Source organism: Nitrosomonas sp. H1_AOB3 (assembly GCF_015709435.1).
Classification (GTDB): domain Bacteria; phylum Pseudomonadota; class Gammaproteobacteria; order Burkholderiales; family Nitrosomonadaceae; genus Nitrosomonas; species Nitrosomonas europaea.
In genome coordinates, this window is the sequence record NZ_CP054389.1 from 584,877 (window position 1) to 611,668 (window position 26,792).

Below are 26,792 nucleotides of genomic sequence, written 5' to 3' on the forward strand. Positions count from 1 at the left end.
TGGTTTTCCGTGAAGGATTTTGACTTTCAATGGAACGAGTATGCCAGCATAGCAACACTACACAATCTTGAAGATCTGGCTGCAGAACCCAAGGAGAATGGTTCCAGCAAATTATTTCGGCCTGTTCTCGATTCTGGTATACCAGCCCTGATAGACTTCATCTGGCCACAGGGATTTGATCCAGACCAGAATATCATCGATTTCCTGATCTGCCAGTATCCCTGCCCAGCCGGGCATACGTCCTTCCCCCGGAGGGCCGCCATTTAGAATGAAATTTTTCAGCTCTTCCGTGGAATGGTGCCAGGCATGTGCCGTTCCATCCAGCGGCGGGGGCGGGTATCTGCCATTCTCCAGAGGCTTGCGCCAATCGGGAGTTCCTTCTGCATTTTGCCCGTGGCACGCTGCACAATTTTTCCGGAAAAGAGCCTGTCCACGTGCAACCTGTTCGGGGTCAAAATTGCGCGTGACCTGTTCCGGAGATAAGTCTCTGCCCAGAATCTGATCGAGTGTCAGTGTATTACCAGTCTGCCCGGTATCGCGTTGTTCCGAGCAGGCGACAATGAGAAACAGGGATACGAGCAGTAGAACTCTTGCAGGCATCACGTTATTTGAGCCTTAACACTGAGTCAGTTGTGCTGTTTTCGGATGTTTTCTCTGCTGCCCCGGATTTTCCCGGGCCATATCGGTTATAAATTTCGGTTGCACTGCGCTTATCTCCAGGTTTCCTGATCAGCAATACGTTATAGGAATCGACACGTCCGGTTTCCATACCGGGAGAACCATGTGGCATGCCGGGCGCTGATAATCCGACTGCACGGGGGCGTTCTTTCAGAAGTTGCTTGATGTCATCCGCAGGGACATGTCCTTCTATGGCGTAGCCATTGACCAAAGCGGTATGGCATGACCCGAGCTCGGGGAGAATGCCGGCTTCTGCCCTGGCTTCATCGTTACCAATGTCGTGGATGTTGACGGTAAACCCGTTGTCGCGCATGTGATCGACCCATTTGGCGCAACAGCCGCAAGTCGGACTTTTGTACACTTCCATGGTTGCTGCAGCTGCCATGCTGGCAGCTCCTGTTAATGCAGCCGTCAGTAAGGAACGGGTAAGGAATCTGTTAAATTGTATTTTCATTTGCTCTCCACAATAATTTTGCCTCGCATTCCTTTGAAATGACCAGGGACCGGACAAGCGAAGTCAATAGTCCCTGCTTGAGTGAAATGCCATATCAACTCTTTTTCTTCGCCAGGCTCGAGTATTATTTGATTAGGTTCAGTGTGTGCGCCATGGTCGTGCTGGCGCATCATTTTTTCATGCTCTCTAAGATGTTGCATGGTATCTATCATCATTTCATGTTTCTTTTTTCCCGTATTTTTGACGATGAATCGGATGGTTTCGCCTTGTTTGATATTGATTTCAGAAGGTGAGAAGCGGTATTCGTATGCTTCAAGTCTGATTGTACGTGTGACGTTTTCCTGAACACCTGGTTCACCGATTGCTGCATGGCTGTGGTTTGCTGTAGCATAAGCGCCAACAGATCCCAGACAAGAAAGCATGAGGAATACGATCAAAGTTTTTTTCATATGTTCCTCCATTGTGAGCAGAAGATCGGAATTACTGGTTGTTGTTTTATTTGACCATTAATACTACACGAACATTTCTCTGCATTCTGATCCCGTTCATTTCCATTTATTTTTCATTTGCATTCTCCGCTAGGTATACCCGGAATCCATATGGTTACAGAAACACTTTCCAGAAAGGCTGATTATAACGCCAACAAGTTGCGTAAGCGGTTGCGGCGCCTCGTTGGAACTGCTATTGCCGATTTCAACATGATCGAGAAAGGTGATCGGGTCATGGTGTGCCTGTCCGGTGGTAAGGACAGCTACGCATTGCTGGATATTCTGCGCAATCTACAGGCACATGCACCATTGGATTTTGAGTTGATTGCTGTCAATCTGGATCAGAAGCAACCAGGTTTTCCTGAGCATGTATTGCCGGGCTATCTGTCAGAAATAAATATGCCCTTTCGTATCGTGGAACAGGATACTTACAGCGTTGTAAAGCGGGTGATTGCGGAAGGGAAAACAACCTGTAGCTTGTGTTCTCGTCTGCGCAGAGGTGTGCTTTACCGGGTGGCGACCGAGCTGGGTGCCACCAAGATTGCGCTGGGGCACCATCGGGACGATATTCTGGAGACCTTTTTTCTGAACATGTTTTACGGGGGTAAGCTGAAAGCAATGCCTCCCAAATTGGTGAGCGATGATGGATGTCATGTGGTGATCCGGCCGCTGGCGTATTGTAAGGAAAAGGATTTGGCGGCTTATGCCTGGCATGCACAATTTCCTATCATTCCCTGTAATTTGTGTGGTTCGCAGCCGAACTTGCAGCGACAGGTGATCAAGGAAATGATGCAGCAATGGGATAAAAAATATCCCGGCCGGCTTGAAACGATGTTTACTGCTTTACAGAATATTCAACTTTCACATTTGGCGGATACCAGCCGGTATGATTTTGTCGGACTCAAACCTCACGGTATTGCGATTGAAGAAGGTGATAAAGCGTTTGATGAAGAGCCCCTTTCCGTTATTCCGGTCGATATGGATCATGACGATGATTCCACATTCGAACCGGAGAATGAGCATGATGGCGGGGCTGTCCAAAGCGGGGTGATATAAGAATTATCGATCGCTCCTGATCGACATTATTTTTTATTCAATGCCAGCTTCGTGCGCCTGCTGATCAGCATGGTAACTCGAACGTACCATCGGACCGCAAGCAGCATGGCTGAATCCCAGATTTGTAGCGATGCGCTCGAAGGTTTTGAAATCTTCGGGTGAAACGTAACGCATGACGGGGTGGTGTCCTTTGCTGGGCTGCAGATATTGGCCAACGGTCAGCATATCAACCTGGTGTGCGCGTAAATCGTGCATGACCTCGATGATTTCTTCATCGGTTTCTCCCAGTCCAAGCATCAGGCCGGACTTGGTCGGGATATGAGGGAAAGCCGCCTTGAAATCCTTGAGCAGCTGCAATGAATGCATGTAATCTGCACCCGGCCGGCATTGCTTATACAGGCGTGGTACGGTCTCCAGATTATGGTTCATCACGTCAGGCGGGCAGGCAGACAGTTTTTCCAGTGCCACTTCCAGTCTGCCGCGAAAATCGGGGACGAGAATCTCGATCCGTGTTTGTGGAGACTGGGTACGAATTGCGCGGATACAGTCTGCAAAGTGTTGCGCACCGCCATCTCTGAGGTCATCACGGTCCACGCTGGTAATGACGACATAATTGAGCTTCAGTACCGCAATGGAATTGGCCAGGTGCATCGGCTCATCAGGATCGGGCGCATGAGGCCGGCCGTGTGCCACATCACAAAACGGGCAGCGTCTGGTGCACAGATCACCGAGTATCATGAATGTTGCTGTGCCACGACCGAAGCATTCCCCGATATTCGGGCAGGAGGCTTCCTCACAAACGGTATGTAATCTGTTTTCACGCAGCAGACGTTTTACTTCCAGATATTTCTGACTGTTGGATGAACGTACACGAATCCAGGAAGGCTTGCGCAATAACTGTCCGGATTGTTCCAGATCGATTTTGACCGGGTTGCGTGCCGTTTTGGCGGCACCTCGTTGATGGGTGTCAGCGGCCATGAGTAATGGTTATCCTTTGTTAAGCATCGGTTAGTTGATTAATGAAACTCTGTGCCAGTTTGGTGGCGAGCATCTCTTTGCAATCTGCTATGCCAAGGTCTTTTGCCTGCGTAACACGCAAACCACGATAGCCGCAGGGGTTGATCGCGGTGAAGGGTGTAAGATCCATATCGGCATTGAAGGCTATGCCGTGATAGCAGGCTCCGCGTCTGATTTTCAGCCCCAAAGAAGCAATTTTGGCACCGTCGACGTAAACACCCGGCGCATTTTCATCGCCTTGTGCAACGACATCATATTCACTCAGCAAGTCTATCACGGCACCTTCCATTTTTCTGACCAGTTGTCTGATGTTCAGTCGCCAGCGATGCAAGTCCAGTAACAGGTAGAGAATGATCTGTCCCGGGCCGTGATAAGTGATTTGTCCGCCCCGGTCGGTTTTGATGACCGGGATCTGATTCGGGAAAAGCAGGTGTTCAGGTTTTCCGGCAATTCCCTGGGTGTAAACGGGCGGATGTTCCAGCAGCCAGATCTCATCCGGGGTTTCACAGGTGCGCTGGGCCGTAAAATTTTTCATGGCCTGCCAGGCAGTGAGGTACTCAGTGGTCCCCATATTTTTTACGGTAACGGTGAACATATTGCCTGTTGCCCGGTTTATGATTCAGCCCGTGAGTAAATCATTCAGAGCTGAGCGTTTATCTTCTTGCAGATCAATTTCATTGCAGCAATGAGCATGAAGATTATCGGTATTGAATTGCTTAGGAACCTCTGAAAAACTGCCTGCGTTGCCATTTCTGCGTTAAAAATCGGCTTAAAATGCTCATTTATACGCATAAACTCCGCTTTTTCGCCGATTTTGCCTTGAACTGACTACCTCGTCGACGTTTTTCAGAGGTTCCTTAGAGCAGCATGGTTACCATTGGATGATCATGCAGTGCCTGATAGAGAGAATCCAGTTGTGTGCGTGAAGTTGCCTGAATTGTGCAGGTCAGGCTCAGATAGGCACCATTTCTGCTGGAACGAACTTCAAGGGTGGTGTCATCAAAATCAGGTGCATAGGTTTTGACGATACTCAGAACAGACTGAGTGAATCCCTGTTGTGACTTTCCCATGATTTTTATCGGAAAATCGCAAGGATATTCAATGAGTGATTCTTCTGTCATGGAATTGTATTACTGGCGTGGAGCATGCCCGCGCATGACTTCCAGCTTATATGCCTGATAGAGCCGATCCAGTTGCTGAAATACTGGCCCTGGGGTGCCATTACCGATCGGTTGTCCATCCAGCTGTGTGATCGGGAGAATTTCTTTGGTGGAAGAAGTCAGCATGATTTCCCGTGCAGTACGTAACTCAAGCTCTGATATTTCTCTTGTCGCATGTGGAACACCATGTGTTTCAGCCAGTTCCAGTACTACATCATAAGTAATGCCAGGCAATATACGGTGATCTTTGGGGGGGGTCAGCAGCAGGTCGTCTTTTACGATGAAAATATTGCTGGCGGCCCCTTCGGTCAACAGACCATCGCGTAACAGGATCGTTTCCATGGCTTGTGCGTCCACGGCAAGCTGGCGCAATAAGATATTTGGCAACAGTGAAATGGCTTTGATATCACAGCGCCCCCAGCGATTATCCCTGGCGGTAATCGCTGAAACTCCGGAAACGAGCAATTTTGCAGGTGGAGCCGGAAGCGGGTTGCTCATGATGAAGACAGTGGGCGTTACTTCGCGAGGAAAGGCATGGTCACGTTTTGCCACCCCGCGTGTAATGTGCAGATAAAGGTACTGATCATCACCTTCATTCAGCTCGATGATGCGTTCGATCAGACCAGCCCATTGTTCTTCAGTGTGAGGATTCTGGAGACGTATGCCATCCAGACTGTGCTGCAGCCGGGAAAGATGTTCGCCCAGCCGGAACGGTTTACGTGAATAAACCGGTATGACTTCATAGACACCATCACCGAAGATGAAGCCTCTATCCAGCACTGGAACGGTAGCCTGTTCCATCGGCAGAAATTTGCCATTGAGGTAAATCATGTCTGTTTTTATCGTCTGCGTGGTTAGTTGAACAGCATTTTAAGGTTATCCCAGGAACGCCCGAGGAAACTGGCAGTATCGACGGTCTCCAGTGCAACCAGTGGGTAGGTGGCTATTTCCTGTCCATCCAGGATGAACTTTACCATTCCCACTTCCCGGCCACGATCGATCGGGGCAATGAGCGGCTGACGGTATTCCATCCGGGCCTTCAATCCCTCGACTTTGCCTTTGGGGAGCGAGAAATAGATATCCCGGTCAAATCCGACTTTGAGTTTATTCTGTGCGCCTTTCCAGATTTGAACATTGGCCACGGGCTGATCTTTCTTATAGGGGTGAGCGGTATCGAAAAACTGGAATCCGTAATTCAGCAGGCGCTGGCTTTCGATACTGCGGGCATTGGGAGAAGCGGTGCCCATTACCACAGAGATGAGACGCCGCTGATCACGTTTTGCTGAAGTTACCAGGCAGTACCCGGCAGCTTCCGTCCACCCCGTTTTCATGCCATCGACATTGGGATCCGTCCACAGGAGACGATTGCGGTTTTGCTGGGTAATGCCATTGTAAGTATATTCACGCAAGGAATAGAGCGGATAGCGTTCTGGAAAATCTCTGATAATGGCTGCAGCCAGTAGAGCCAGATCATGTGCAGTGCTGTAATGATCAGAATGAGTCAGACCGGTTGAGTTCGTGAAATGGGTGTTGTGCATGCCCAGGCGTTTTGCTTCCTCGTTCATCATGTGCACAAACAGATCTTCTGAACCGGCAATTAGTTCTGCCAGTGCAACGCAGGCATCATTTCCCGACTGCACGATAACGCCATGGATCAATTCATCGACAGTGACCTGTTTATTGGGCTCGATAAACATGCGTGAACCCACCATGCGCCACGATCGGTTGGAAACAGGAACGACCTGGTCTATCTTGATCCGTTCCTGTTGCAAAGCGGAGAAGACGACATAAGCCGTCATCAGCTTAGTGAGTGAAGCCGGATCCAATCGTTCATGCGGGTTGGAACTGGCGAGTGTCTGGCTGCTATGAAAATCGATCAGAATGAAAGATTTGGCTGCAACTGCCAGTTCCGGTTGCTGTGACCATGCCGAAGAAATTGTCGCCAATAAAAACAGAGAGAGAATGAACTGTTTCATGAGAATCTGCAAAAGTTTAATTATAACTCGCGTCATGGATTTCTTGAATCGAACAGTATTATCCTGTGTTTACCGGTGGCAGTGTAAAGAAGGTGAGTCGAGTTGCTGTAATACTGCAAAACATAGCGGTTGTTGTCTCCCGGTCCCTTCTATCCTGAATTTGACTTTATCTACAGGGTGACTCATAATTCGAGGTTATCTTGTACCCAAAAACAAAGGAAAATCAGTGAAGACCTTTTCTGCCAAACCACATGAAGTAAGGCATGAGTGGTTTGTGGTTGATGCAACCGACAAAGTTCTGGGCAGACTGGCTGCAGCAATTGCCCATCGCTTGCGAGGTAAACATAAGCCTATTTATACACCGCATGTCGACACGGGCGATTATATCGTGGTCATTAACGCCGACAAGCTCAGAGTGACCGGTAACAAGGCTGAAGATAAGAAATATTATCGCCACAGTGGCTACCCTGGGGGTATTTACGAGACCACTTTCAAGAAAATGCATGAGCGTTTTCCCACCAGGCCGCTTGAAAAAGCTGTAAAAGGTATGTTGCCCAAGGGTCCGCTTGGTTATGCCATGATAAAAAAACTGAAAATCTATGCTGGAGATACTCATCCTCATGCGGCTCAGCAACCGCAACCACTGGAAATTAACGCTTAATCTGATAAATCATGGCTATTCAATATAATTACGGAACCGGTCGCAGAAAAAGTGCAGTTGCACGGGTTTTTATCAAACCGGGCACAGGTGTCATCACAGTAAATCATAAACCTGCTGATGAATATTTTTCCCGTGAAACAGGGCGGATGATTATCCGCCAGCCTCTGGAACTGACTGGAAATACCTCTAATCTGGATATCATGGTCAATATTCACGGGGGGGGTGAGTCAGGGCAGGCCGGAGCAGTCAGACATGGTATCACTCGTGCGCTGATCGGTTATGATGAGACACTGAAACCGATTCTGAGCAAAGCTGGTTTTGTGACAAGAGATGCGCGTGAAGTAGAGCGGAAAAAGGTTGGTTTACGTAAAGCGAGGCGTCGCAAGCAGTTTTCCAAACGTTGATCGCCATTATTTTCAGAATATGCTGGAAAGCCGCCATTTCATGGGCGGCTTTTTTGTATCGGATTTTGTATGTGGCACGCAGTAACGGGTATCTGCTATTCCTTGGTGGATAATTAACTTTCTGGTCGTTATTTCTCAGAGATGATCAATGCTGGCATTGTAGGTGGAACAGGTTATACAGGCGTCGAGCTGTTACGTATTCTCGTACAGCATCCGAAAGTCAAACTTAAAGTCATTACATCCCGACAGGAAGCAGGTACGGGAGTGGATGAACTTTTTTCCAGTTTACGCGGGCAGATTGCGCTCAAGTTCAGTGATCCGGCGAAAGTGGATTTCAGCAAGTGTGATGTCGTTTTTTTTGCAACTCCCAATGGGATTGCCATGCAGCAGGCAAAAGCTTTACTCGATTCAGGAATAAAAGTGATTGACCTGGCCGCTGATTTTCGTATCAAGGATGTCGCTGAGTGGGAAAAATGGTATGGCATGACGCATGCCGCTCCTGAGCTGGTAGCCGAAGCTGTTTACGGTTTGCCTGAAGTCAATCGGGAAAAAATCCGGGATGCACGATTGATTGCCAACCCCGGTTGCTATCCAACCGCAGTGCAGTTGGGTTTTATTCCGCTGATCGAAGCGGGGGCGGTAGATGCGGATCATCTGATTGCAGATACCAAATCAGGTGTTTCCGGGGCAGGTCGCAAAGCCGAAATACATACCTTATATGCGGAAGCGTCAGATAACTTCAAATCTTATGCTGTGCCAGGACATCGCCATTTGCCTGAAATCAGGCAGGGACTGTCCGAGAGATCGAATGGGCCGATCGGATTGACCTTCGTGCCTCACCTGACTCCGATGATCCGGGGGATTCATGCCACACTCTACGCAAGGCTGACCAGAGATGTCGATTTGCAAACCCTGTATGAAAACCGTTATGCCAATGAGCCCTTTGTCGATGTGCTTCCTGCCGGCAGCCATCCGGAAACCCGCTCGGTACGTGGTTCAAATTTTTGCCGGATTGCAGTTCATCGTCCGGGGAATGGTGATACCGCAGTGATACTCTCGGTTACCGATAATTTGGTTAAAGGTGCTGCCGGCCAGGCCGTTCAGAACATGAATATTATGTATGGATTACCGGAAACGACCGGTATCCGGCATGTTCCGCTGCTGCCTTAGTCAGTGTACTGATAAGTGAAGTAGCTGAAGAAATATCGTGTTGCGAATAGTGCAAGCGTAAGCCTTTCAGAAATTTCCAGGAGCCAGGGGAGAAAATTGCTGCATAACAGACAAAGCATCAGCGCACCTAAGCTGGTTGTGCGCCCTCATGTTCCCTGGTACCGGCGTTTGCTGATGTCATTTGTCGGGTTGTTGCTGATAGCCCTGTTGGCCTATGGAATGTATGTCATCGGGCAAAGTACAGCTCAGCCGGCCGGTAACATTACGGTTACGGCTGATCCCGTGCTCGAGCAAATCCTTGAATCGAACAGCTGCCTGGAAAAATACGATACCGCGCTTTGTTCGCAGCTTGCGGAGCTTGTCAGACAGTTGCAGATCGGTAATGCTACTCGTGCGGACCTGGTAAAGCAGGTCAAATCTCTGGATGAGGAAAATGAGCGGCTGAGGGAGGATTTAACCTTGTTCCAGCAGATGATTTCCGGAAATGAGGAATCCTCCAATGTGGAACTTATCATTCACCGTTTTTCATTGGAAGCGGGCCAACTCCCAGGTGAGTATCTGTATACATTGTTGCTTGCTCAGGGAGGCCAGCGTTTAAAAGAATTCAGTGGCAAGCTCGAATTTGTGGTTGGGTTGCTTCAAAATGGCGAGGAGAAGTTCATCTCACTCGTGGATGAGAATGCTTCCAAAGAGTTTCCTATCAATTTTCGCTTTTATCACAGGTTGGAGAAAAGTTTCCAGATACCGGCAGATACGGTAGTGAAGAGTCTGCAGGTTTTTATTTATGAGAACGGCTCGAGTAAGGCAGTATTAACGAAGACGATCCAGTTACCTTTAAAGGAATCGGAGCATGTTCGGAAGAAAACATAAAATAGTCAGTGATATCAATACATTGATTGGGGAAGGTACCGTAATTACTGGCGATATTCATTTTTCTGGCGGGCTGCGTGTGGATGGTCGTATTTGTGGCAGCATCGTGTCAGCAAATGGTAAACAACATTCCTTGCTGGTGCTCAGTGAGCAGGGGATGGTCGAAGGAAAAATCAAAGTGCCGTATATCGTCATCAATGGCACAGTGAGAGGGCCGATTCATTGCGATGAAAGCCTCGAACTGCAGCCCGCAGCGAAAATTAGCGGGGATATTTTCTATAAAACCATCAAAATTCATCAGGGAGCGGTTATTGAGGGGAAAATGGTCCGTACCGAGACTTCTCAACCGGAGCTGATCACATACGTTGCTTCCGCCGAGGAATCCAAAGGGCAACAGGAGAGTACGGAGTAGTTTTATTTTCAGAGCCGGATTCCGCCTGCTCAAGTCGATTGATTCTGTTTATCGTATCCCAGCATTTCTGCTGCGTGCTGACGCGTGGCGGCAGTCAGATTTTCACCGCCCAGCATCCGGGCAATTTCTTCGGTTCTTTCTGCTGCATCCAGTTCTGAAATATGGCTTGCCGGCAGTTGCTCATCTTCTGTCCCGGAGGTTTTGGATACGCGCCAGTGATGATCTCCTCTGGCTGCAACTTGTGGGAGATGTGTGATGCTCATTACCTGTCGTGTTTTTCCCAGTTGCTGGAGCAATTTGCCTACTATTGCGGCAATGCGCCCGCCTATTCCGGTATCGACTTCATCGAAAATCAGGGTGGGGACAGTGCCGGCTTTGCTGGTAATGACCTGGATTGCCAGGCTGATACGTGAGAGTTCACCGCCGGAGGCTACTTTATTCAGCGGGCGTAAGGGCAGATCCCGGTGGGCCGACACCTGAAACTCGATCTGTTCCATGCCGTGCAGATTACCCGAGGGTATCGGGATCAATGCCACATTGAAGCGGCCTCCTGCCATTGCCAGAGTTTGCATGGTTTCCGTGACCAAGCCAGACAATTGATCTGCGGCATGCTGCCTTGCCTGACTCAACCCGGCGGCGAGATTTTCAAAATTACTCCTGGCAGATTTCTCTGCTTTCATCAGTGCTTCGCCGCTTGCTGCATTTCCCAATGATTCCAGGCGTTGTCTGGTTGTTTCCAGTAAATCCGGTAGTATTTCCGGCATGATACGGTATTTTCTGGCTGTTCCATGAATGGCTGCAATGCGTGTTTCTGTTTCCTGCAGTCTGCGGGGGTCGATATCAAGGTGCTGCTGATAACGTTTCAATTCATATACGATTTCCTGCAGTTGTATCTGAGCTGATTGCAACTGGTTGCAGAGGGGTTCGAGTGTGTTGTCGATATCGATCAGGCTGTTCAGGCGGGTGAGTACCGTGCTGAGTTGCGTCAGTACCGCCGTTTCATTTTCCGATAATGATTCCAGGCTGAATTGTGCGGTTTCCAGCAGGCTTGCGGTATGTGTCAGCCGATTATGTTCGATTTGCAGATTTTCCCATTCTTCCAGTGAGAAATTCAGGGCGGTCAGTTCCTGGAGTTGCCACGTCAGGGTTTCGTGCTCCTGCAAATTTTGTTCGCTGTGCTGTTCCCATGCGAGTCTTTGCTGGCACAGATCCTGCCAGTGCCGGTAAGCGGAGGCTACTTCCCGGGCAAGATCCGATTCACCTGCCCAGGCATCGAGCAATTCACATTGCTTGTGGCCATGCATCAGCAACTGATGGGCATGCTGGCCGTGAATATCGACCAGCCATTCACCAACCGTGCGTAATTGCTGGAGGGTGGCAGGGTGTCCGTTGATGAAGTTGCGTGAACGTCCACCCGATTCCATGATTTTGCGCAACAGACATATACCGGTTTCATCTTCCAGCGCATTTTCCACTAACCATTCCTGTAAAGCAGGGATGGTGTTTACGGAGAATTGTGCAGTAATTTCAGCACGTTTACAGCCATATCTGATTTGACTCGTATCAGCTCGTCTTCCCAGTACGAGTTCCAGCGCATCGATCAGAATGGATTTTCCTGCGCCGGTTTCGCCAGTCAGAACTGTAAAACCTGATTTGAAATGCAGATCAATATGGTCAACGATGATGAAATTGCGAATAGACAGATTTTGCAGCATGGAGACTACCGGCTGTTTTTTTGAAGAATACCGCTCCAGCCGAGTTTTTCTCGCAACATACGGTAGTAACTGTGGTGGACGGGGTGCAGGAGTTTGATGGTTTCCGGACAGCGTTGAATGAATACTCTGTCATGTTCACTCAGATCGAACCAGGAATGGCTGTCTGTGTAGATTTTTATCTCGGTCGTGAAATGAACTTTGATTTCGATGGTTGCATCTGCGCCGATTACGATGGGGCGGTTGCTGAGGGTATGTGGGCAGATCGGCACCAGTGTCATCAGGTTGAGACCGGGATGCAGGATCGGCCCACCGGAGGAAAGCGCGTAAGCTGTCGATCCGGTGGGTGTCGCAATGATCAGGCCGTCCGATCGTAAAGAATAAACATACTCACCGTTGATGTGGACTTCAAGTTCGATCATACCGCTGCTGATACCTCGGTGAAGTACCACATCATTGAAAGCCAGTTCTTTGAAGACACTTTCTCCATTGCGTGTAACCTCGACGGTCAGCAGCATGCGGTTTTCCACGACGAACTGGCCTGCCAGCATGTCATTCAGGGTTTCGTGCATGGTATCGGCTGTAAGATCAGTCAAGAACCCCAATCTTCCCTGGTTGATGCCGATCAGTGGAACACTGAACGGAACGAGTGCACGGGCAATGTTGAGCATCGTTCCGTCACCTCCCAGCACGATTGCAAGATCTGCCTGTTTACCGATTTCTTCCAGTGTCAGTATAGGGTACCTGCTGTTACTGATATGGGCGGCGGTCAGAGAGTCCAGTACCACACTGATACCTCGGTCGGTCAGATACTCTGCCAGACTCAGCAGGGGAATCACGATATCGGGATTTTTGTGTTTCCCGATCAGAGCAATCGTTTTGAATAAGGCGCTGTCCATTAGTGATAAGAGGTCGGAGCGGTTAAAAATACCTGGATTTCTGTTTCAGGCGATCCGGCTGATTCCAAGTGACCGTAAGGATCGGATATTACCGCAGCCCATGCCAAAAAAGGTAGAAATCAGCCGAGAAGTAGTATTACGCTATCCATGAAACCAAGGGATTTCAGCTTCAGGCCAACCCCACTTGTAGCAGGGCTGATTCGTGTAGAATAGATAAATGCTTAACGAACGCGAGAAAATTCTGCTAAAAACCCTGGTTGAACGTTATATTCATGAAGGTCAGCCAGTCGGTTCACGCTCACTCGCCAAGTTTTCCGGATTGGACCTGAGTCCGGCCACGATCCGCAATGTGATGACTGATCTCGAAGAAATGGGGTATGTTTCCAGTCCGCATACATCGGCCGGGCGCATGCCTACCACGCTGGGTTATCGCTTTTTCGTCGATACCCTGCTGGTGGTCAAGTCGCTGGATAATGAGCAGATTACTTTGCTGGAGAACCAGCTGCATCCGAACAACCCCACCCATTTGATGAATGTTACCTCTCGTCTGCTTTCAGAGCTGACCCGATTTGTAGGCGTGGTGGTCACACCTAAACGGATGGGAGGCGCAGTTTTTCGCCATATAGAATTTGTGGCACTGACTGAAAAACGGATTCTTCTGATTCTGGTGACACCGGAAGGTGATGTCCAGAATCGTATCATTCTTACGGAAACCGCTTACAGTCAGTCTGATCTGATCGAGGCCGGAAATTTTCTCAATCAGCACTATGCCGGTTGTACGCTGGAAGAAATTCGCTCAGGGCTCCAGCGCGAGTTGACACAATTGCGTCGGGATATGACTGGTCTCATGAATGCAGCAATTGAAATAGGCAATGATGCCTTGCAGGAAAGCAGCGAAGCAGTGGTAATTGCTGGAGAACACAGGCTGTTTGACGTGCGCGATTTATCAGATAATCTTTCCAGCTTGAAAAGTCTGTTCGAAATGTTTGAGCGAAAATCTAAACTGTTACAACTGATGGAGCTGAGCCGTCAGGCACACGGGGTGAAGATCTTCATCGGGGGAGAGTCGGATGAAACGATGCTGGAAGAGGTCAGTGTCGTTACTGCACCTTATGAAATGGAAGGAAAAATCGTCGGCACGATTGGTGTGATCGGCCCGCGGCGCATGGCTTATGAACGTATCATTCCTATCGTGGATATTACCGCCAAGCTGCTTTCGAGCAATCTGTCGTAATAGCCTGTTTACTTCATTCCACTTATGACTCGAATGTTACCGGAACCCGCTTATCGCCATGGTTCGGTCGGCAAGACCGGTGTTCTGATGATCAATCTGGGTACGCCGGATGCACCGACTGCCAAAGCACTGAGAGCTTATCTGAAGCAGTTTCTGAGCGAGCCGCGTATCGTCGAATTTCCACGCTGGTTGTGGTGGTTCATTCTGAATGGCATCATTCTCAATGTCCGGCCGGCCAAGTCTGCCAAAAAGTATGAGCAGATATGGACATCCGAAGGTTCTCCCCTGAGAGTGCATACTGCGCGCCAGACGGCACTGGTAGCCGCTTTACTGGAGCAGCAGGCTGATTCTTCGCTGGTGGTTGAATATGCGATGATTATTGGCAATCCGTCCATTGCGGAAAAATTGCAGCAGATGAAAGTACAAGGCTGTGACCGTATTCTGGTATTACCGCTATTTCCCCAATACGCTGCCAGCAGTACCGGTTGTGTGCTGGACGGTGTTTTTTCCGAATTGAGGAAAATGCGTAATATTCCTGATATTCGCACTGTCAGGCATTACCACGATGATCCGGGTTATATTGCAGCACTGGCACAGAATGTTCGTGATTATTGGGAAAAACACGGCCAGCCTGACAAACTGATCATCAGTTTTCATGGCGTGCCGCGTAAAACATTGGAGATGGGTGATCCCTATCATTGCGAGTGTCAGAAAACCGGGCGATTGCTGGCTGAAGCACTGGAACTGGCGGATGATCGCTATCAGATATGTTTTCAGTCTCGTTTTGGTTTTGCGCAATGGTTGGGACCTTATACTGCGGAAATTCTGGCAGAGTTGGGTAAACAGAAAACCGGGCGAGTCGATGTCGTTTGTCCTGGCTTCGTCTCGGATTGCCTGGAAACACTCGAAGAAATTGCACTGGAAGGAAAAGCGATTTTTACCGAGGCGGGCGGGGGTGAATTTCATTACATACCAAGCCTCAATGAGCATCCACTCTGGATCGAGGCGATCGGGAATATCATTCAAACCCATTTGACCGGTTGGGCTGATCGGCGATTATCCGAAGAAGCTGCGGAACGATCCCGCAAACGGGCGCTTGCTCTGGGTGCAAGGGAATGATGTGTTCATGTGTGATTTCACCAATGACCGGTGCAGCGTTTTTGCCCCTGGCAGACGTCAGATACCCGGGGTATGTCCAGATTTAAGGGAGGGATAGTGATGAGTATTTCAAAGATAAAGTTATTGTTTTCCTGCCTGCTTGTTTGTATTCTCGCCGCTTGTGCGACTTCTCCCACTGGCCGGACACAGGTTGCTTTCATGCCGGATGCTGAGGTGAACAGCATGGGCCTCCAGGCATTCGATACATTGAAGCGAGAAAACAAAATCAGTCATGATGCGGCAAATAACCGTTTCGTCAGTTGTGTAGCCAGTGCGATTACACGGGAAGTGGGAGGAGAATGGGAAGTCGTCGTGTTTGAAGATGAATCACTGAATGCGTTTGCGTTGCCCGGCGGAAAAATTGGTGTGCACACCGGCCTGCTCAATCTGGTGGATAACCAGGATCAGCTGGCAGTAGTCATTGGCCACGAAGTCGGACATGTAATGGCGCGCCACAGTAATGAGCGCTTATCTCAGCAGGCGGGCACCAATCTGGGAATTTCACTCATCCAGGCGATTGCCGCACCCCAATCTGCATTGGGGCAGACAGCAGTCGGTCTGCTGGGGATTGGTGCGCAATACGGGGTTATCATGCCGTTTAGCAGATTGCATGAATCAGAGGCAGATACGATCGGCCTGGATTTAATGGCCAAGGCCGGGTTCAATCCGGCAGAAAGCATAAGATTGTGGCAAAAAATGGCACAGGCCAGCCAGGGAGCAGAACCGGTAGAATTTTTGTCCACACATCCTTCGCATACTTCCCGTATACAAAATCTGCAGGCAGATTTGCCAAGGGCGCAACGATTACAGCAGCAGGCAAATGCTGCAGGAAAGAATCCCCGCTGTACCAAATAGACTCATTGGGTGACGGCTGTACGAGCAATGAATGAGGTGTTCGCAATACAATTGCGGAACGGCGGTTTGCTGGTTTTAGGGAAATTATTTTTTTTATATTTGAGGAGATAAAAACAAATGTCGCAGAAGCACCCTGTCATTGCAGTAACCGGATCATCCGGAGCTGGAACTTCTACAGTCAAGACAAGTTTTGAGCATATTTTTCAGCGCGAGCGGCTGAATGTGGCTGTGGTGGAAGGAGACAGCTTCCACCGTTATGACCGTGAATCCATGAAACAGGCAGTTGAAGAGTCGGAAAAAGGGGGAGGGCGTCCTATCAGCCATTTCGGCCCGGAAGCCAATGAATTCGAGAAACTGGAAGAATTGTTCCGGTCGTATGGCCAAAGTGGATCCGGAGAGATTCGTCTTTATCTGCATAATGAACAGGAGGCTCAACCTTACAATCAGAAGCCCGGTACCTTCACACCCTGGAAGTCCATTCAGCCGGGCACTGACCTGTTGTTTTACGAAGGTCTGCATGGCGGAGTGAAGAGTGATACGGCTGATGTCAGTCAGTATGTCGATCTGCTGGTGGGTGTGGTTCCAATCGTCAATCTGGAGTGGATACAAAAGATCTACCGTGATACTGCTGCCAGAGGATATTCGGCCGAGGCGGTGACACATACCATTTTGCGCCGTATGCATGATTACGTTCATTACATTACTCCTCAGTTTTCACGCACACATGTCAATTTCCAGCGTGTGCCGACGGTTGATACATCCAACCCGTTCATTGCACGGGATATTCCCACATTGGACGAAAGTATGGTGGTTATCCGCTTCCGTGATCACCGTGGAGCAGATTTCCCTTATCTGCTCAATATGATAAGCGGGTCGTTCATGTCTCGTCCCAATACCATCGTTGTTCCAGGTGGTAAAATGGGTATGGCGATTGAGCTGATCCTGACGCCGCTGATTCTGGATCTGGTGGCAAAAAGCAAAAAATAGTTTTTCTGAGACCCCGTCGACTCTGACAGCCGGCGGGGGAATTCGGCTGTTCCCTTCTATATGACTGCATTACTTACTGATCTCAACCCGGAACAGCTGGAAGCCGTCACCTGGTCACACCAGTCAGCACTGGTGCTGGCAGGTGCCGGAAGTGGTAAAACCCGGGTGCTGACTACACGAATTGCTTATCTGTTGCAATCGGGCCGCACCCGGCCACAGAATATCCTGGCAGTTACCTTCACCAACAAGGCAGCACGCGAGATGGTCGCGCGTATCGGTGCAATGCTGCCTGTCAACACTCGTGCTATGTGGGTGGGCACATTTCATGGTTTGTGTCACCGCGTGCTGCGTGCTCATCATGAAGATGCGGGGTTGCCACAGGCATTTCAGATACTGGATATGGCTGATCAGCTGGCTGTCATCAAGCGTGTGCTGAAGGAACGATCACTGGATGAAAAGATGTTGCCGCCCAGACAACTGCAATGGTTTATCAATAATGCCAAAGAAGAGGGATTACGAGCCTCGCAGGTCGATGTGCATGGCGGTTTCAATCAGACTCTGGCCGAATGCTACCAGGCATACGAAATTGTCAGTATGCGGGAAGGTACGGTCGATTTCGCCGAATTACTGCTGCGCTGCTATGAATTATTGAGCCGCAATGAAATTCTGCGTGATCATTATCGCAGTCGTTTCGAACATATATTAGTGGATGAATTTCAGGATACCAATCGCCTGCAGTATAAATGGATCAAATTGCTGGCGGGCCCGGGTTCGCAGCAGCATGCAGCCATTTTTGCCGTCGGGGATGATGACCAGAGCATCTACGCGTTCCGGGGAGCGCATGTCGGGAATATGCGGGATCTCGAAAAGGATTTCAGCGTACCGAAGATCATCAGGCTGGAGCAGAATTATCGTTCGCACGGCAATATTTTGGATGCTGCCAATGCGCTGATCGAACATAACAAGGGGCGTTTGGGTAAGAATTTGTGGACTGCGGCGGGGAAGGGTGAACCGGTGCGGGTATATCATGCCGCCACAGATATGGATGAAACCAGTTTCATCATTGATGAAATCAAGGCACTGCATGCCGATGGCCTGGCTCTTTCTGATATTGCCCTGCTCTATCGTTCCAATGCGCAATCACGGGTGCTGGAGCATGGTTTGTTCAATGCATCTGTTTCCTATCGTGTTTATGGCGGTATGCGTTTCTTCGATCGTCAGGAAGTAAAACATGCTTTGGCCTATTTACGACTGATCGCTTTACCGGATGATGACAATGCCCTGTTGCGGATCATTAATTTTCCTCCCAGAGGAATTGGTGCACGTACATTGGAACAGTTACAGGATCAGGCTGCGATGCTCGGCACCAGTCTGTGGCAGGCAGCATTCAAGGTATATGAGGGAGGGAAAGCGGTTGCCACCAGGAACAGCCAGCCCGGGAGAGGAATAGCAGGTTTTGTCAGCCTGGTTTTATCCATGCAGCAGGATGGCGAGGGTTTGCCGTTACCGGAAATTATCCGGCGTGTGATCGATCAGAGCGGGCTGGCAGCACATTATCAGGCTGAACGTGAAGGTGGCGAGCGCCTGGAGAATCTCAAGGAGCTGATCAATGCCGCGACCAGTTTTGTGCATGAGTCCGAAGATGACAGTCTTACTGCTTTTTTGGCACATGCTTCGCTCGAAGGGGGTGAGCATCAGGCGGAAGGTTATCAGGATGCGGTTCAGCTGATGACAGTACATGCTGCAAAAGGACTGGAATTTCATTCGGTATTCATCAGCGGTCTGGAGGAAGGTCTGTTTCCCCATGAAAACAGCCGGAATGAGCCTGATGGTCTGGAAGAAGAAAGGCGTCTGATGTATGTGGCAATGACACGTGCCCGGCAGCGCCTGTATTTGAGTTACGCCGAGAGCCGCATGTTGCATGGTCAGGTGCGTGTGAACATACCTTCCCGCTTTGTTGATGAAATCCCACAAGATCTTTTGAAGAGGCTGCGCTCCGATTTTTCCGGAAGAAGTTTTCGTCAGGGGGTGTCGGGAACAGGACAAACCGTTGCCAGCACTATAAATAGCAGTCAGAAAGGCAGGAGTACGATGGCAGCAGTCGGAATGACATCATCAGGGCTGAATAGCGCAGGTTTTCACGTCGGCCAGCAAGTATCGCATGCCAAATTTGGCACGGGTATTATCCTGAATTATGAGGGTAGCGGGACGGATATGCGGATCCAGGTGAATTTTCACCAGGCAGGTACAAAATGGCTCTCGCTTGCTTATGCAAAACTGGAGCCCCTGTAACGGCAGTTGTATAGCTACCGATCTGAAAACAGGCTGCTGCCAGTTTTTCTGATGGATCTTCCTTGTAAACCGGATCCTGGGCTCGGCTCAGTGTTCATTGGTTTGGCTGGAATCTTCTTTGTTTTCTTCAGTACTTGGCTCATCTGATTTGGGCTGAGTATCTTCATCCTGTTCGTAGTGAAAGATGTCTTTGTAACTGACGTAAACGGAAGCAAATGCGACCGGGAACCAGATGATGAAACCCAACCCGTAAAGCATCGCTGCCAACATTCCAAGAACAAACAAGATGGCCATATAAATCTGGAAAGCAAAGAGATTTTTCAGGCACGCAAAGAAACTTTTGCGTATGGCGATGAGCGGAGGCATGTTCTCAAAGACTACCAGCATGGGTGCAAACCAGATCGACATCATCAGCGGAATGGCGAGCAACAGGCAAAGCAATGAGGCAAACAGCAGATCATCCATGACGCCGGGTAATTCATTTTCGCTGAATCGTTTGCCGTGCAGCCACATATCAACGACTGCATCTCCCCCAAGCAGCATGAAAATACCGGTAATCAGAATATCGCCGATCAGATAAACTCCACCGATTGTGATGAGAGGTACCGTGTATTTTTTGAATCCGTAAAACAGGTATTCCAGTTCGAGCTTGCCGCTCAGATCCAGTTTCCTACACCCGACCATGATCCCGGCTACGAAGACGGGCACGGTCAATATACCGATGAAACTGCCCAGCAACGGGATGAGTCCCAGTGTGATACCAATGAGTAAATAGGTGAAGCATAAGAGTATCCAGTTGAGTGGCGCCATACGAAAAAAGTAAAAGCCACTCAGAATCCACTGTAAGCCCTGTCTGCCGCGTACGTATCGCGCTTCCATCCGTCGTTCTCCAGTAATTTGAAGTAAGTCTGTCAAAAACCTGATTGTTTACAGGATACAGGTGAGAAAGGCAGTCGTCACCTGACCGGGTGTACTGAATGATAATTCTGATCTATCCGCCTCAGGCCTGAAAAGAGGGTAATACACCCGGATTGCTCAGGTGATGTTCCAGAATTCTTTTGAAGTGACCCGGATCTTTTTTATGTGTCAGTTCCCCGGGGCGGGGAAGATAGTAGTCATACAGACGCGATAGCCAGAAGCGCAGTGCACCTGCGCGCAGCATGGCTGGCCAGGCGGAATGTTCATCAGCCGTCAATGGCCGTACAGCATGATAGGCCGTTACGAGGGCGTGCATCCGTGTTTTGTCCATTATGCCATCTGTAAGCGTGCACCAGTCATTGGCTGTAATCGCCAGATCGTAGAGCAGCGTGTCGTTACAGGCAAAATAAAAATCGATGACACCGCCAATGCCGTCGGATGTGAACAGGACGTTATCCCGGAAAAGATCAGCATGTATGACACTCTGCGGGAGGTTGGCAGTCATCTGTGCCGCCTGGAATTGCAATTCTTCATCGAGCAGATTCTGCTCGGAAGAGGAAAGGAAAGGCATGACTGTTTCGGCCGTAGTCTGCCACCAATTCAATCCGCGCGGGTTTTGATTCCAGCCGGAGTAGTTTCGGCCAGCCAGATGCATTCTGGCAAGCATTTTACCGACTTGTGCACATTGTTTTTCTGCGACTTGTACCATGGATCGTCCGGGAAGGAAGGTTACGATACAGGCTGGTTTGCCGTTCAACTGCCCCAGCAGGCGGTGGTTTTGTGATTCAACGGGCCTGGGGCAGGGAATGCTTTGCTCGGAGAGATGTGCCATCAGGTTGAGATAGAAGGGCAGCTCGGTACTGGTCAGCTTCTCGAACAGAGTGAGAATGAATTTGTCTTGTGTAGTGGTGACCAAATAATTGGTATTTTCAATACCGGATGAAATACCCTGCAAGTCGATCAGTGATCCAAGTGAGTAATTTTTCAGCCAGACAGCAAGCTGTTCTTTGGTAACCGGGGTGAAAACAGACATGAATGAAGCGTTGAAAGTTGGTTTGAGAAGGCGGTCAACAAACAGGCAGGTTTGATGAAAGATGCTTGGGCCCTGACTCTTGCTCAGAAGCGGTAAATCTGCCACATCGGAACACTTACACCCGATTCCATATCTCCCCGGTGAGGCATCCCGGCAGCACTGCGCCGATTCAGCAGATAATAAGGTTTGCCGATCCGGGGGGTGATTTTGATGACATACAGCTCGCCATTGACGCGATACTCTTCAATCATCGTTTTGTCTTTTCCTTCGTGAATCGTTATTTCCGGTTCCAGAGATGGATCCAGTCCCAGTTCGGGAGGAAGGCCGTTTTCTTCCCCGGCAGAAGGAGATTCGGGAATTTCCGGCAATGGAATCAGATTATCCGGTTGCTGGCTGGTTTGCGCCCACGTCAGGGGCGATATCCAGACCAGGTTGCTGCAGAAAAATAAAAGCGTTGTTGACCTCATGCTGATTACCGGAAAGTTGGAATATTCTGATGTTCTCTAGTGATATGAATCTGCTAGTGCTAAAGATTGAGCTGTATGTTGCGTTCAGCAGCAGAGGGCTCAAATCCTGAAGTTTCATAATAACGGAAGATTGCATCTACGACCTGGGACGGTTCATCCACAATTTGAATGAGATCCATGTCTTCTGATGAAATGAAGTCATGTTGGACAAGTACCTGTCGAAACCAGTCGATCACTCCTGTCCAGAAATCTGAACAAACCAGAATGATCGGCATCTTGCGGGTTTTGCCGGTCTGGACGAGTGTCAATGCTTCCATCAGCTCATCCAGCGTTCCGAATCCGCCCGGCATCACGACATAGGCGGTTGCAAACTTGATGAACATATACTTGCGGGCAAAGAAGTGGCGGAAAGTCTGGCTGATATCCTGATAAACATTACGGTGCTGCTCGTGTGGAAGCTGAATGTTCAACCCCACACTGGGAGATTTGCCATAAAAAGCACCTTTGTTGGCTGCTTCCATAATACCCGGCCCACCACCGGAGATGACCGAAAATCCGGCATCCGACAATTGCCTTGCGATCGCTTCGGTTAATTTATAATGCGGATGGTCAGGAGGGGTTCTGGCGCTGCCAAAAATACTGATGGCGGGCTGGATACATTCGAGTCGTTCCGTGCCTTCGACAAATTCCGCCACAATTCCGAAAACCCGCCATGATTCCCGGGCTGACCAGGGTTTCTCCAAGGTGAGGGCATCCGATAATTTTGCTTGCAAGCTCATAGAGGTCCTTGTTTGATGAAAACACTTCTGCTAGTCGACGGTTCTTCCTACCTGTATCGTGCTTTTCATGCCCTGCCCGATTTGCGTAACCGCCTTAATGAACCTACTGGTGCAATCTATGGCGTGCTGAATATGCTGCGTCGCTTGCATAAGGAATACCGGCCAGATTATAGCGCGTGTGTGTTTGACGCAAAAGGTAAAACATTCCGGGACGATATTTACCCGCAATATAAAGCACACCGCCCGCCGATGCCGGAAGATCTGGTCTGCCAGATCGGTCCCTTGTATGCCTGTATCCGGGCGATGGGCTGGCCGCTGCTGATAGAGGAGGGTGTTGAGGCCGATGATGTTATTGGAACGCTGGTGGAACGTGCAATCGCCAGGCAGGCGCAATGTGTGATCGCAACGGGCGATAAGGATATTGCACAACTGGTCAGGCCAGGCATCTGGCTGGTGAACACCATGAATAACGAATCACTGGATGAATCAGGTATTTTGCAGAAATTTGGTGTGGCACCTGCACAGATCATCGACTTTCTGGCGCTGGTGGGGGATAGCGTGGACAATATTCCCGGGGTGGAGAAAGTAGGCCCTAAAACTGCGGTGAAGTGGCTCGATCAATATGGCACGCTGGATGATCTGATTGCGCACGCGGATGAGATAAAGGGTGTGGTGGGTGAAAATCTGCGCAAGGCGCTGGATTGGCTGAAGGTTTCAAGAAAACTGCTGACGATCAAATGTGATGTCCCCCTTGCAATGGACTGGCAGGATCTGGTTGCCGTTCCGCCCGATACAGCCAGGCTGACAGAACTCTACGAGCATCTCGAATTCCGGAGCTGGTTGCGCGAACTCAAACAGCCTGGTCCGGAGAAAAATGAGAAAGCCGAGTCAAGTGTTATGGCTGCGATAGTGGATGATCCATCGGTACCAGAGGGAGAAAATGATGATGGGCGTGACTATCAGATTATTCTGACTGATGCGCAACTGGGTGACTGGCTGGCGCAATGTGAATCTGCCGAGCTGGTTTCGATCGATACCGAAACGACCAGTCTGAATCCGATGGAAGCAAAGCTGGTAGGGCTCTCGTTTTGTATGGAGCCGAGGCAAGCAGCTTATATACCGCTTGCCCATCATTACCCGGGTGTACCTTCGCAACTGAATCGTGAACAGGTGTTGCAACGGCTGAAGCCCTGGCTGGAGAGTGACGAGAAACTCAAGATCGGACAAAATCTGAAATACGACAGGCATGTGTTTGCCAATCATGGAGTAATGCTGAACGGGATCGTACACGATACCCTGCTGCAATCGTATGTACTGGAATCCCATTTGTCGCATGATCTGGACAGTCTGGCCAGCCGGCATCTAGGCATACAAACCATCAGCTATGATGAAGTAACCGGTAAGGGAGCGAAACGTATCGGGTTCGAGCAGGTGGAAATTCATCGGGCGGGGATCTATGCAGCTGAAGATGCGGATATCCCTTTGCGCCTGCATCGGGTTTTATACCCGGTAATCAGTCAGGATGCCCATCTTGAGTATATTTATCAGCAGATCGAAATACCGTTACTGGAAGTCCTGTTCCGGATCGAACGTAATGGCGTACTGCTCGATACCGATTTACTACGGGTGCAGAGTGGTGAGCTGACGCAGCAGTTGGTTGCACTTGAACAGCAGGCGCATTCCCTCGCTGGTCATGCTTTCAATCTGAATTCAACTAAGCAGATACAAGAAATATTGTTCGGTCAGCACAAATTGCCGGTCATCAAGAAAACACCCAAAGGGGTGCCATCCACTGATGAAGAAGTGCTGCAAAGGCTGGCGTCGGATTACCCGCTGCCTAAGGTTTTGCTGGATTATCGGGGCCTTGCCAAGCTCAAATCGACTTATATCGATAAATTGCCGCAGATGGTGAACAAGCAAACCGGCCGTGTACATACCCATTATGCGCAGGCGGTTGCCGTTACCGGCCGTCTGGCAAGTAACGATCCGAATTTGCAGAATATTCCGGTGCGTACACCGGAAGGTAGGCGTATCCGTGAGGCATTCATCGCGCCGGATGGCTGGCTTATCATGTCAGCAGATTATTCGCAGATCGAGCTGCGCATCATGGCGCATATTTCCGGGGATGCAGGGCTGATACACGCTTTTTCTGAAGGACAGGATATCCATCGTGCCACGGCTGCCGAGGTGTTTGGTGTTCCTGTTGAGCAGGTAAATCCAGAGCAGCGCCGTTACGCCAAAGTTATCAACTTTGGTCTGATTTATGGCATGTCTGAATTCGGGCTTGCCACTCAACTGGGTATAGAGCGTACGGCTGCCCGTACTTTTATCGACCGCTATTTTGCGCGTTACCCGGGCGTGGCGGATTACATGCAGCGTACGAGAGAACTTGCAAAGCAGCACGGGTATGTCGAAACCGTCCTGGGGAGAAGATTGCAATTATCCGATATCCGCAGTAATCAGCGTAATCGCCAGATGGGAGCTGAACGGGCGGCAATCAATGCGCCGATGCAGGGGACTGCCGCAGATATCATCAAACTGGCCATGATCTCCGTACATCGATGGCTGGCCGAAGCACAACTCCAGAGTAAACTGATCATGCAGGTTCATGACGAGCTGGTGTTGGAGGTGCTTGTGGATGAATTACCAGTAATCAAGGAAAATCTGCCTCGACTGATGGAAAATGTTCTCAAACTGGATGTGCCGCTGAAAGTTCAGACAGGTATCGGAAAAAACTGGGATCAGGCGCATTGATTGTGTTTCTGATCCGTATTGGGAAATACAAATTTTTATCCGGTTATACTTGAAAATATTGTTAATTTTCTTGACTTATGAGAGACATCTCTTTAGATTGAAGTGGTATAAAATTGTAAATAGCGAGGAGGATAGTTACAAATATGGACGACATCGCATCAATATTGATGAATGGACTCATTGATCTGCCCTGGTGGGGCTATATTGTTGTGGCGCTGGTATTTACCCACATAACGATTGCCAGTATCACCATTTTTCTGCATCGTTATCAGGCACATCGGTCACTTGAGTTACACCCTATACCCAGTCATTTCTTTCGTTTCTGGCTGTGGCTGACAACCGGCATGGTAACCAAGGAATGGGCAGCAGTTCACCGGAAACATCATGCAAAATGTGAAACCGTGGATGATCCTCACAGCCCACAGGTCTTTGGTATAAAAAAGGTATTGGGTGAGGGTGCAGAGCTGTACAAAGTTGAGACCAAGAATCAAGAGACACTCGACCGTTATGGACATGGTACTCCTGATGACTGGATAGAGCGCAATGTATATACCAAACATAGTGTGGCTGGTATTGCGTCTATGCTGATTATCAATGTGATTTTATTTGGCCCGCTTGGGTTGACGATCTGGGCTGTGCAAATGATGTGGACGCCAGTGATGGCTGCGGGTGTCATAAATGGTATCGGACACTACTGGGGCTATCGCAATTTCCGCTCGGAGGATGCCAGTCGTAATATCGTTCCGTGGGGAATCCTGATCGGTGGGGAAGAGTTGCATAACAACCATCATGCCTATCCGACTTCTGCCAGATTATCCAACAAGTGGTATGAATTCGATATTGGCTGGATGTATATCCGAATACTGGAAATGATGGGGCTGGCACGAGTGAAGAAAATAGCTCCCAAGTTGCAGTTGAATAAAGCCAAAACCGAATGTGATCTGGAAACATTACAGGCGGTTATTTCCCACCGGTATGAGATTCTGGCGAAATACACCAAATCATTGAAGATCGCACTCAAGAATGAGCTGGTGCATTTGCAGCAGGCTGCAATTGAAAATGGTGTGGATGGTTTGACTTTGAGAAACTGGGTGCTGGCTGACGCCAAGACCTTGAAAGAGGAGGAACGTACTAAGCTGGAGACGGTATTAAGCCATGCTCAGAAGCTGGATAAGCTTTATCGCATGAGAGAAGAACTGTCTTCGATATGGGAACGTTCTGCAGCAACCAAGGATGAGTTGCTTAAGCAACTGGAGGATTGGTGTCGTCGTGCGGAAGAAAGTGGTATTGAATTACTGGAGAAATTCTCCCGCAGATTACGATGCTATGCCATGGCTTAGACGTCAGGTAATAAACAA

At 49.4% G+C, this 26,792-nt stretch carries 27 protein-coding genes; 13 read left to right on the forward strand and 14 right to left on the reverse strand.

The window, feature by feature from the left end; translation table 11 throughout:
• Positions 1-111: 111 nt before the first annotated feature.
• From HRU73_RS02850 to HRU73_RS02860, 3 genes are read right to left on the reverse strand one after another with little or no spacing between them, the layout of a single operon-like run.
• The gene (locus HRU73_RS02850; RefSeq protein WP_281871103.1) at positions 112-600 is read right to left on the reverse strand and encodes a c-type cytochrome; all 489 of its coding nucleotides are present in this window, start codon (positions 598-600) and stop codon (positions 112-114) included.
• Between the two features lie 4 nt (positions 601-604).
• Complete coding sequence (locus tag HRU73_RS02855) at positions 605-1,132, reverse strand: DUF411 domain-containing protein (RefSeq protein WP_011112060.1); 528 nt, start codon at positions 1,130-1,132, stop codon at positions 605-607.
• Positions 1,129-1,581 carry a cupredoxin domain-containing protein gene (locus HRU73_RS02860; RefSeq protein ID WP_041356772.1) on the reverse strand — a complete coding sequence of 151 codons (453 nt, stop codon included), beginning with the start codon at positions 1,579-1,581 and terminating at the stop codon, positions 1,129-1,131. The genes HRU73_RS02855 and HRU73_RS02860 overlap by 4 nt, the downstream gene beginning before the upstream one ends.
• A 150-nt stretch (positions 1,582-1,731) precedes the next feature.
• Between HRU73_RS02860 and ttcA the strand changes: the two genes are divergently transcribed.
• Positions 1,732-2,676, forward strand: coding sequence for a tRNA 2-thiocytidine(32) synthetase TtcA (ttcA, locus tag HRU73_RS02865; RefSeq protein WP_281871102.1), 945 nt, complete (start codon positions 1,732-1,734; stop codon positions 2,674-2,676).
• A 33-nt stretch (positions 2,677-2,709) separates the two neighbouring features.
• On the opposite strand, the gene lipA is transcribed toward ttcA, so the two are convergent.
• From lipA to HRU73_RS02890, 5 genes are all read right to left on the reverse strand, one after another.
• Positions 2,710-3,654, reverse strand: coding sequence for a lipoyl synthase (gene lipA, locus HRU73_RS02870; RefSeq protein WP_287399380.1), 945 nt, complete (start codon positions 3,652-3,654; stop codon positions 2,710-2,712).
• Between the two features lie 19 nt (positions 3,655-3,673).
• Positions 3,674-4,288, reverse strand: coding sequence for a lipoyl(octanoyl) transferase LipB (gene lipB / locus HRU73_RS02875; RefSeq protein ID WP_281871101.1), 615 nt, complete (start codon positions 4,286-4,288; stop codon positions 3,674-3,676).
• A 262-nt stretch (positions 4,289-4,550) separates the two neighbouring features.
• Complete coding sequence (locus HRU73_RS02880; RefSeq protein ID WP_011112055.1) at positions 4,551-4,814, reverse strand: HP0495 family protein; 264 nt, start codon at positions 4,812-4,814, stop codon at positions 4,551-4,553.
• Positions 4,815-4,823: 9 nt separating this feature from the next.
• A complete protein-coding gene (locus tag HRU73_RS02885) occupies positions 4,824-5,684 on the reverse strand; it encodes a D-amino acid aminotransferase (protein ID WP_011112054.1) in 861 nt (286 codons plus the stop codon).
• 23 nt (positions 5,685-5,707) lie between these two features.
• Entirely contained in the window at positions 5,708-6,829 is a 1,122-nt protein-coding gene (locus tag HRU73_RS02890; RefSeq protein WP_287399382.1) for a D-alanyl-D-alanine carboxypeptidase family protein, read from the reverse strand.
• Positions 6,830-7,055: 226 nt separating this feature from the next.
• On the opposite strand from HRU73_RS02890, the gene rplM reads away from it, so the two are divergent.
• From rplM to HRU73_RS02915, 5 genes are all read left to right on the forward strand, one after another.
• On the forward strand, positions 7,056-7,490 hold the full coding sequence (gene rplM / locus HRU73_RS02895) for a 50S ribosomal protein L13 (RefSeq protein ID WP_011112052.1): 435 nt from the start codon (positions 7,056-7,058) through the stop codon (positions 7,488-7,490).
• A gap of 11 nt (positions 7,491-7,501) precedes the next feature.
• Entirely contained in the window at positions 7,502-7,894 is a 393-nt protein-coding gene (rpsI, locus tag HRU73_RS02900; RefSeq protein ID WP_011112051.1) for a 30S ribosomal protein S9, read from the forward strand.
• Between the two features lie 141 nt (positions 7,895-8,035).
• A complete protein-coding gene (gene argC, locus HRU73_RS02905) occupies positions 8,036-9,064 on the forward strand; it encodes an N-acetyl-gamma-glutamyl-phosphate reductase (RefSeq protein WP_011112050.1) in 1,029 nt (342 codons plus the stop codon).
• Between the two features lie 96 nt (positions 9,065-9,160).
• Entirely contained in the window at positions 9,161-9,934 is a 774-nt protein-coding gene (locus HRU73_RS02910) for a DUF6776 family protein (protein ID WP_011112049.1), read from the forward strand.
• Positions 9,915-10,346: a bactofilin family protein gene (locus HRU73_RS02915; RefSeq protein ID WP_281871097.1), complete on the forward strand. Its 432-nt coding sequence runs from the start codon at positions 9,915-9,917 to the stop codon at positions 10,344-10,346. The genes HRU73_RS02910 and HRU73_RS02915 overlap by 20 nt, the downstream gene beginning before the upstream one ends.
• A gap of 29 nt (positions 10,347-10,375) precedes the next feature.
• Here the strand turns inward: HRU73_RS02915 and recN are convergent, their stop codons facing one another.
• Complete coding sequence (gene recN, locus HRU73_RS02920) at positions 10,376-12,061, reverse strand: DNA repair protein RecN (protein WP_287399385.1); 1,686 nt, start codon at positions 12,059-12,061, stop codon at positions 10,376-10,378.
• Positions 12,062-12,066: 5 nt separating this feature from the next.
• Complete coding sequence (locus HRU73_RS02925; RefSeq protein ID WP_011112046.1) at positions 12,067-12,957, reverse strand: NAD kinase; 891 nt, start codon at positions 12,955-12,957, stop codon at positions 12,067-12,069.
• 217 nt (positions 12,958-13,174) lie between these two features.
• Here HRU73_RS02925 and hrcA point away from each other — a divergent pair, with 217 nt between their 5' ends.
• The 5 genes from hrcA to HRU73_RS02950 all read left to right on the forward strand — a co-directional run bounded on the left by hrcA (position 13,175) and on the right by HRU73_RS02950 (position 19,483).
• Entirely contained in the window at positions 13,175-14,191 is a 1,017-nt protein-coding gene (gene hrcA, locus HRU73_RS02930; RefSeq protein ID WP_287399386.1) for a heat-inducible transcriptional repressor HrcA, read from the forward strand.
• 24 nt (positions 14,192-14,215) lie between these two features.
• The gene (gene hemH / locus HRU73_RS02935; protein WP_276678581.1) at positions 14,216-15,310 is read left to right on the forward strand and encodes a ferrochelatase; all 1,095 of its coding nucleotides are present in this window, start codon (positions 14,216-14,218) and stop codon (positions 15,308-15,310) included.
• A gap of 99 nt (positions 15,311-15,409) precedes the next feature.
• Entirely contained in the window at positions 15,410-16,204 is a 795-nt protein-coding gene (locus HRU73_RS02940) for a M48 family metallopeptidase (protein WP_287399387.1), read from the forward strand.
• 117 nt (positions 16,205-16,321) lie between these two features.
• Positions 16,322-17,191, forward strand: coding sequence for a phosphoribulokinase (locus HRU73_RS02945; RefSeq protein ID WP_011112042.1), 870 nt, complete (start codon positions 16,322-16,324; stop codon positions 17,189-17,191).
• Positions 17,192-17,251: 60 nt separating this feature from the next.
• Positions 17,252-19,483 (forward strand): UvrD-helicase domain-containing protein, encoded by a 2,232-nt coding sequence (locus HRU73_RS02950; RefSeq protein WP_287399388.1) that lies wholly within the window; start codon positions 17,252-17,254, stop codon positions 19,481-19,483.
• An 87-nt stretch (positions 19,484-19,570) separates the two neighbouring features.
• Here the strand turns inward: HRU73_RS02950 and HRU73_RS02955 are convergent, their stop codons facing one another.
• From HRU73_RS02955 to HRU73_RS02970, 4 genes are all read right to left on the reverse strand, one after another.
• A complete protein-coding gene (locus HRU73_RS02955) occupies positions 19,571-20,362 on the reverse strand; it encodes a BPSS1780 family membrane protein (RefSeq protein ID WP_011112040.1) in 792 nt (263 codons plus the stop codon).
• Positions 20,363-20,483: 121 nt separating this feature from the next.
• On the reverse strand, positions 20,484-21,434 hold the full coding sequence (locus HRU73_RS02960) for a homoserine kinase (protein WP_287399389.1): 951 nt from the start codon (positions 21,432-21,434) through the stop codon (positions 20,484-20,486).
• 83 nt (positions 21,435-21,517) lie between these two features.
• Positions 21,518-21,901 (reverse strand): DUF2782 domain-containing protein, encoded by a 384-nt coding sequence (locus tag HRU73_RS02965; protein ID WP_276817593.1) that lies wholly within the window; start codon positions 21,899-21,901, stop codon positions 21,518-21,520.
• A gap of 59 nt (positions 21,902-21,960) precedes the next feature.
• A complete protein-coding gene (locus tag HRU73_RS02970; protein WP_011112037.1) occupies positions 21,961-22,680 on the reverse strand; it encodes an LOG family protein in 720 nt (239 codons plus the stop codon).
• A 15-nt stretch (positions 22,681-22,695) separates the two neighbouring features.
• Here HRU73_RS02970 and polA point away from each other — a divergent pair, with 15 nt between their 5' ends.
• On the forward strand, positions 22,696-25,434 hold the full coding sequence (gene polA / locus HRU73_RS02975) for a DNA polymerase I (RefSeq protein WP_287399391.1): 2,739 nt from the start codon (positions 22,696-22,698) through the stop codon (positions 25,432-25,434).
• 143 nt (positions 25,435-25,577) lie between these two features.
• On the forward strand, positions 25,578-26,774 hold the full coding sequence (locus HRU73_RS02980; RefSeq protein WP_287399392.1) for a DesA family fatty acid desaturase: 1,197 nt from the start codon (positions 25,578-25,580) through the stop codon (positions 26,772-26,774).
• Positions 26,775-26,792: the final 18 nt, after the last annotated feature.